The organism is Bacillus sp. JJ1474, assembly GCF_036965225.1.
GTDB lineage: Bacteria > Bacillota > Bacilli > Bacillales > Cytobacillaceae > Cytobacillus.
Map to the genome: position 1 here is coordinate 1 of NZ_JBALPC010000216.1, position 7,019 is coordinate 7,019.

The window sequence follows — 7,019 nt, forward strand, 5'->3', positions numbered from 1 at the left end:
TTTTCTTGTAACAGTAAGGTAGTAAACGTATGCCTTAAATGATGCAATGAAAATCTATGTGAGGGCAATCCAGACCGATCTAAGGTTTCCTTGAATATTTTATGAAGTCCATGTGGGTTCTGCTGCTTATTATTCTTATTATAGAATATCGGTTCACTATAATAGTTTTGCTGTTCTGAAGGACGTTGTCTATACGCTTGAAACAAAGGTAAAACAATCTTGTGAAGGGGGAGGAGGCGTTCTTTTTTCCCTTTCCCTCGAACTAAAATCGTATTGTTGTCTAAATCGACTTGCTCCCATATTAAATCCACTAATTCTTGTCGTCTCATCCCTGTTGCAGCTAATAATTTAAACATCAATTCATTTCTAATTGCCTGCGATCGCTGGTCTTGCTCCAAATAGGCAAATAATTTGTGAAGCTCCTGCAATGTCATGTATTTCGGTAACTTTTTATCGGATTTAGGCGCCTGGATTCCTGCTGTGAAGTCAGACTTCATGTAGTTTTCTTTTAAACAGTATTGGCTGAATGATTTCAGGCAAGATAGACGCCTTTGCAAGGTTCTTGGCTTGATGCCATGGTTGATGACCTGGTCTTGAACAAAACGGCGTACACTGGACGAAGTAAGTTCATCTAAGTTCAATGAACGGTCGTTAGCCGTTAAAAATTCACCATAGAGCTTAAATCGAAAGCGTAACTTTTAAGGGTGTTCACGGAATAACTTTTCTCGACTTCCAAATACATGAGATAATCATCCGCAGCTTGAACGTAATTCATAATTTTCTAACCTCCTGGTAGTTATGCGGTCGATCCCTGAGAATTATGTTCGAAACCATTAATTATGAGAACTAGCCGACTTATAGAAAGAACCCTGAGAGTTATCGGTCGCAAAAATGAATATTATAGTCAACTTGCGAAAAAATAGGGGACGATAAAGAATCTTATCGGAACTTGAGAGCACAAGCCCTTGTTGTAATTATGTTTGTTTCTAGTTTACATAATATATATTATCGGAAGTTAAATAAATTTTGTCTCAATGTATAAGTATACTTAAGATAGTGAGACAAAATGAAAAAAATGTACGGTGAACCCAAGTTGTGTGTTCATAAGTGATTTTTCGATTAATAATCCATAAAGTCAATTTTTCCTGCCTGTTTTTGTGAACCTAATCTATATACTTAAATTACAGCGAGTGAACTAAATTTGTGTACATACCGTATTTTGAAACAAAGTTGTATACATAAATACCTATTTTCTTTACAGATTATTTTCCAATATTGCCCAAAACCACTAAATATAACTCAGATTACTTTTAAAGTTACCTTTCACTTCATATTCTATTCACCAAGTTAAAAAAAGAAAACACTGCATAAAGTCTTTCTGCTGCAGTGTTATTTATTGTCCATTTTGTTTACAGCTGTACGCATTTCATCATTAGTTAGATGAGTATAAATCATTGTGGTTTGAACCGATGCGTGCCCCAATTGACGCTTTAATTTTGGTATATCATTATTCTCGAAATGATAACGAGTAGCAAATGAATGTCTTAATTTATGATCAGTTAGTGCTGGTTTTCCAAATGCAATCGCATATTTCTCTACAAGCTTCTCAATAGATCGATCTGTAAGTCTCCTTGTTGTACCCATTGGTCCGATGTTGTTGATGCAACTTTCCTTTTGAAGAAGTTTCAAGGCATCTATACCGTCTTTGGCTTGAAAAACCTTATAGTCTTGTTCGGATAAATGTATATTTACTAGGTTTAGAATATTGCTATCGTCATCAACGATTAGATTGCTTGTCATAAATGTTTCCTATTACTTAAATACCTACAACTTAAAAAATAGCCCTTCGTTTCCATAGTAAGGGCTACTGTTTATTTTTAACTATCATACTTTTTATACTTTTTCTATCATTATTAAATGAATTTACTCTATACTTTGCAAAATTCGTCCATCAATCATTTTAATGATATTGTCTGCATAAGAGAGCATTTCTTCATCGTGCGTAACCATTAAAGTAGTTATATTTAATGTTTTCGTTAATTCTCTGATTAATGACATAACATCATTAGATCGTTTAGAATCTAAACTAGCGGTTGGTTCGTCTGCGAAGAGAATTTTAGGCTGGTGAATGATTGCACGAGCAATGGCTACTCTCTGTTTTTCCCCACCTGACAAAGAAGATGGATAAGCATTCTTCCGATGCTCCATCCCAACTAGTTGCAGAATTCTATTCACTTCTCTTTTTTGTTCCTGTTTCTTTAATTTCAATTCAGAAACATCTAGCATGAGCATTAGTTGTTCTTCTACGGTGAGAAAAGGAACTAGATGGGCAAATTGAAAGACAAAGCCAAATTTACTTGCTCGTATTTTCCGAATTTGCTCTGAACCCATGGTAGTCATATTTTTGCCTTCGAATAGTACTTCTCCATGTGATGAAGGTTGAAGTCCTGCAGCTATTGTAAGTAGTGTACTTTTACCTGAACCTGATGCACCCACTAATGCTGTTATTTCCCCTTCTTTTAGAGAAAGGTTAATTCCCTTCAGTATTTCTTCCTTAACTTCCCCATTCGTAAACGTTTTTCTAACTTTATCAATTGTAAATATAGACATATTATATCTCTCCTTGTTGTATTGCTTGTAGTGGTTCAACCTTTTTAATTTGTATTCCTGAGAGTGTAGCTCCAATAAATCCAATAACTAGGAATACTAGAGTCAATTGTGCGGTTGTAACCATGGTTAAACTAAAAGGCATTCCTTCAGGAGCAACCATGTTAAAGACTTGACTAAGTGTAATAGAAAAAGCAAGTGAAGTTACTGTAATAAGAATCATTTGGGTCCACATCATTTTGAATAATTTACTTGTTTTTACACCAATTGCTTTTAAAATACCGTACAAACCAATCTTTTGAACGTTCATCATGTAGAAAAAGATAGCAAACAACATTCCACTTATGACAACCAAAAACCAAACAATCATATTTAAAGACATCTGTTCAGCGCTGTAACTTGAAATGGTATTTAGAAAATCTTTATTTGAAAATGATTGTAAGCCCGTAAATTCTTGAGAAGAGTCCTCTCCTGGTATGAAAATTAATTGCATTTCATCTACTCTATACATTTCTTTGTAGTTCTCTATATTAATAAAAGCGACAGGTGCATGGCTGAACTTCTCTTGTTCAACAAAACCTTTTACAATAAACTCACCACTTAATTGATTGTTCGTTAAAATATCTCCAACTTTGATCCCTTTATCCTTCATGGAGCTATCCAATATGATCTCTCCAGCTTGAACATCTGGAAACAATGTTGTTTGTGTTGAAGTAACAAAAGCAACGCTTTGTTGTTTATCATCCTTATCATTTAAAAAACCCATTTGAATAGATAGTGCTGTAGCATCTTTCTGATCATTCAACAATTTTTCTTGAATACTACTTTCTATTTTCGATAGATTATAGTTTTCGTCTGCCTTATCATTCATGTAAAATTGCCCGTCTGGTAAATTTTTTATTAATGCAGCATTGTCTTGTGATAATCCATTTGCTAAACCTGATATAATAAAAGTTAGTAAACTAACTAGAAATACAATGAAGCCTAATATTAAAAATCTTACTTTATTTTTCTTCATTTCTTTCCACGCAAGGTTCATTATTCATTCCTCCAATTTCTTATTTACATCCTTAGTTTATAATCCGTATATGAACAGAAGATGAACAAGAAATTACATTTAAAAATAAAGAAAGTTCAGGTGGAAGTTATCATTAATGAATGGTGTATTCGTTATCCTCATATCAATGGGTCTTGGGACATTAATGGTAATATTGTTAAACAACCTTACTGGATTTACTTGGCCAGACTATGTTGGCGGGCTATTTATAGCTGATATTTTAAGAAATATCTTTGATTCTATGAATATATCAATAAGGCTTACATTCTATCGATATTATTGGTTCAATCGCATTGCGTTTAAGTACAACCTTTCACAAACACATACTATCATTACCATAAGTATTCAATTTTTCTTGATATTCTTACTCCATTAAATGGCCCTAAAATGAAAATAAGCGCTAACCTTGTTTCAGGAAAGCGCCGGATTGCGATATATTGAAAAATGCTTATGAGCTGCAAAAATAACTCTACTTGTTTATAATACTGCTCTAGCTGCTTCTAATGCTGCTTCATAATTTGGGTGGTCTGTTGATACATTTACATACTCAACATATGTTACTTTGTCGTTTGTATCAACAGCAAAAATAGTACGTGCTAATAAGCGAAGTTCTTGGATAGCAACACCATATGCTTCACCGAATGAAAGATAACGATGATCTGATAATGTTTGTACATTCTCAATACCATTTGCTGCACACCAACTTTTCTGTGCAAACGGTAAATCAGCGCTAATAGTATTAAGAAAACCAAATTCTTGATATTTGTAACGGGTTAATAACTGACCTTAATCTACCGTCAAGATGAAATAACTTTATAGAATCCAATTTTTTATAATCGTAGGATGCTTCCTCTAATTTCTCAATCAGTGTTATTGTTTCACTTTCGTTAAGTTCAAATGAAAGAGATTGACCAGACATTAAAATCTCTGCTTTAACATTTTCTTTAGATTCATACTTTTTATTAAAGATTTTATAGTCCCCCTTATGTACCTTTAAAAACCATGAAATAATAATTTTCACCTTTGTTCTCAATTTACTCTCTTCGTTTAAAAAAGCCTTTTTCCTTTACTTATAGTTTCGAAGTACCTAATTAATGGTTTCATTTATATTAAATTAAGTGGTCCTTAAATGAAAATAAGCGGCTGATCCTAATTACAGATAAGCGCCCGTTTGCTGAATAACCATTTATCATAAAAACAAATAAGCCATGTATGGCTTCACTAGCACTAACATAGCAATATAAGACATTGGTTTCCTAGTAAACTGAATCCCTCACAAACACATGATCCTTATGCCATTCCAAATACTGACGTTGTCCATTACTCACCTTTATTTGAATTCCATCATTAATATTCAAAAATAATTTTGTAACTTCATCTATTTGCTTTGAAATGATAATTCCCCCATTTTCATCGAAAGTTATAAACCCTTTATCAAATAAAGCGTCATGATTTGGGCAAAACAAAAAGCAATTAACCAAATCCAGTCTTTCCTCGTTACTGGACTGACTCCAAGGTTTAATATGACTAGCAATCAGGAATCTTTTATCTGTAAAACCACATAACCTACATTTACATTCTCTCTCAATCAAACCTTTTTTAAAATTTGAATGACCAATTCTCGCCTTAACCAACTGCTCTTTCTCTGTATTTGTCAGATCATTATTTTCAATCTTCTCTTGATCCACTAGGGCATATTCCCTTTTATTTTTACTTAATTCCCCAACGAAATGATCATTCCCTTGTTGATTTTTTTTCGTATAATCTAGTCCTATGATTTTATTCGTATCTTTCAAAACAACCATGAACCCAAGTTTAATTAGGCAATTGTTTGATTCATCTCCACCCCCAAATTCAACAAGTTCATAATCATTAGCAATCCAGTTTGCAAATCTAAGTACTTCCTTCGGAGGGTATCTCTTATCATTATGGTATAAGTCAAACTTAGTTGATTGTCTTCGAGGATTTATTCCTCTTTGATCTATTTCTTTCAACGCTTGAAGAACATGATTTGTTGTAATGTTATTGGGAATCCCCATTTTCATCCCTGCTTTCTACAGATTAAAATTTAACTCTAGGCTTTTTAAATGTTGCATGACTTTTTTAGCAATCTGGCCCTATAACGGAAATAGCGCTGTTCCTTATTACAGAAAAGCGCCCGATTGTTGAAGATCGATTCTCTATTGAATAGTATCGTTGTACTGCGCAGCTGGAAAGTTGTTCTTCTTAAAGATAAGCGCCCTACAGATCAAAAAGAGATAGTGGGTTAATCCTTTACATCTTCCTTGCATATTTCACTAACTAGCTGCCATAACGCGTTGTTTTCTTTATTTTTCGGTCAAAGCCTATTACAATTTTCATATTGAGGCTTTGAATTCCTTTATTTTTTGCATTAAACCCTAATAAATTTTTCAGAGGTAACTAATTATTATGTCGTTTGTTAACTTCAATCGTAATGAACTCCGGCAAATAGCTGGGAGTACATCCTTTTGCTACTATTTCATCTTTGTAAAGACCCGTTTTCTCACCAAGTTTAATACAACGTGCACGATTTTTTTCATCATAAACGCCTATCCAGCCTGCGGTGAAATTCATAGCCCATTGAACTTCCGGGTCTTCCTGCGTAATATTAACTTCTAATGCAGATAGCAAGTCTGCGGTGTTATCAGGCGGTGTTTGTCCAGTCCATCTCAATCGCCCTTGATAATACCAGAAAGCTCGCCTTTGAAGAGCAGAAGGACTATTTTCCCATGACTCCATCAATGCAATTTTCTTCTTGTCTTTGGTGAGCTGATTAGCCATTAACCAATCCATTAAGTTATTTCGCTCATCAAAAGTGTGAGTCTGCATATCCTTATCAAGCTTATTTAGCACATCTTGTGCAAGAAGTGTTTTGTCCATAATTAAGATTGCTAATAGTCTGGGCAAAAACTCTTCGGTTGACCAAAGTTCCATAGATAGTTCGTGATCTTTTTTAATGTCCTTCGCGATTTTTCGTAAGTCGCCTAGCTTAGTTTTACTATTGATCTGAGGTAGAATGTTTTCTGCTTTTGAAGAGCGTTTTATTTCTGTATCTTTTTTTTCATCCATTTTATACAACTCCTTTATTAAAGCACTGTTTCATAATATGTCCTTGACGGGATATATCAAGAACTTAATTTCGTTATAAGTCTTATTGCAGTGGTGTGCCTCCAAAGTTTACCTTTTTTAATATTGTAGCATATATCGTATTAAAGCTTTCTCCACCTATAATAGAAGAGCAACCATCTTTAATATAATTAAAACATTTACTTCCTTTTAATTGGATACGAAAAGAGCATTCCTTTTTAAAGAAACGCCCCCGTTCGTAATATAA

9 protein-coding genes and 2 pseudogenes are annotated in these 7,019 nt (G+C 33.8%); 1 reads left to right on the forward strand and 10 read right to left on the reverse strand.

Going from position 1 to position 7,019, the window contains the following annotated elements:
• From V7164_RS22125 to V7164_RS22140, 5 genes and pseudogenes are all read right to left on the reverse strand, one after another.
• Positions 1-497: tyrosine-type recombinase/integrase (locus V7164_RS22125; RefSeq protein WP_335355245.1), on the reverse strand; the 497-nt coding region annotated here is incomplete at its 3' end.
• A gap of 161 nt (positions 498-658) precedes the next feature.
• Positions 659-775 carry a site-specific integrase gene (locus V7164_RS25750; RefSeq protein ID WP_438823986.1) on the reverse strand — a complete coding sequence of 39 codons (117 nt, stop codon included), beginning with the start codon at positions 773-775 and terminating at the stop codon, positions 659-661.
• A 614-nt stretch (positions 776-1,389) separates the two neighbouring features.
• A pseudogene (locus V7164_RS22130) lies at positions 1,390-1,653 on the reverse strand (tyrosine-type recombinase/integrase); the annotation flags it as partial.
• A gap of 270 nt (positions 1,654-1,923) precedes the next feature.
• Positions 1,924-2,610: an ABC transporter ATP-binding protein gene (locus V7164_RS22135; protein ID WP_335348129.1), complete on the reverse strand. Its 687-nt coding sequence runs from the start codon at positions 2,608-2,610 to the stop codon at positions 1,924-1,926.
• 1 nt (position 2,611) lies between these two features.
• Positions 2,612-3,646 carry an ABC transporter permease gene (locus V7164_RS22140; protein ID WP_335355246.1) on the reverse strand — a complete coding sequence of 345 codons (1,035 nt, stop codon included), beginning with the start codon at positions 3,644-3,646 and terminating at the stop codon, positions 2,612-2,614.
• Between the two features lie 115 nt (positions 3,647-3,761).
• On the opposite strand from V7164_RS22140, the gene V7164_RS22145 reads away from it, so the two are divergent.
• Complete coding sequence (locus V7164_RS22145; protein WP_335355247.1) at positions 3,762-4,040, forward strand: hypothetical protein; 279 nt, start codon at positions 3,762-3,764, stop codon at positions 4,038-4,040.
• Between the two features lie 101 nt (positions 4,041-4,141).
• Here the strand turns inward: V7164_RS22145 and V7164_RS22150 are convergent.
• The 5 genes and pseudogenes from V7164_RS22150 to V7164_RS22170 all read right to left on the reverse strand — a co-directional run.
• A pseudogene (locus V7164_RS22150) lies at positions 4,142-4,402 on the reverse strand (redoxin family protein); the annotation flags it as partial.
• Between the two features lies 1 nt (position 4,403).
• On the reverse strand, positions 4,404-4,697 hold the full coding sequence (locus tag V7164_RS22155; RefSeq protein ID WP_335355248.1) for a hypothetical protein: 294 nt from the start codon (positions 4,695-4,697) through the stop codon (positions 4,404-4,406).
• 223 nt (positions 4,698-4,920) lie between these two features.
• Entirely contained in the window at positions 4,921-5,703 is a 783-nt protein-coding gene (locus V7164_RS22160) for an HNH endonuclease (protein ID WP_335355249.1), read from the reverse strand.
• 382 nt (positions 5,704-6,085) lie between these two features.
• Positions 6,086-6,754, reverse strand: a complete 669-nt coding sequence (locus V7164_RS22165) for a DNA alkylation repair protein (RefSeq protein ID WP_335347957.1) — start codon at positions 6,752-6,754, stop codon at positions 6,086-6,088.
• Between the two features lie 82 nt (positions 6,755-6,836).
• Positions 6,837-7,019 (reverse strand): hypothetical protein (locus V7164_RS22170; RefSeq protein ID WP_335347956.1); only part of this gene is annotated, 183 nt, incomplete at its 5' end.

What these genes read in the sequence shown, in the direction of transcription:
- V7164_RS25750 (WP_438823986.1), bottom strand. Translation starts at nt 775, where the DNA reads ATGAATTACGTTCAAGCTGCGGATGATTATCTCATGTATTTGGAAGTC.
- V7164_RS22135 (WP_335348129.1), bottom strand. Translation starts at nt 2,610, where the DNA reads ATGTCTATATTTACAATTGATAAAGTTAGAAAAACGTTTACGAATGGG.
- V7164_RS22140 (WP_335355246.1), bottom strand. Translation starts at nt 3,646, where the DNA reads ATGAACCTTGCGTGGAAAGAAATGAAGAAAAATAAAGTAAGATTTTTA.
- V7164_RS22145 (WP_335355247.1), top strand. Translation starts at nt 3,762, where the DNA reads ATGAATGGTGTATTCGTTATCCTCATATCAATGGGTCTTGGGACATTA.
- V7164_RS22160 (WP_335355249.1), bottom strand. Translation starts at nt 5,703, where the DNA reads ATGGGGATTCCCAATAACATTACAACAAATCATGTTCTTCAAGCGTTG.
- V7164_RS22165 (WP_335347957.1), bottom strand. Translation starts at nt 6,754, where the DNA reads ATGGATGAAAAAAAAGATACAGAAATAAAACGCTCTTCAAAAGCAGAA.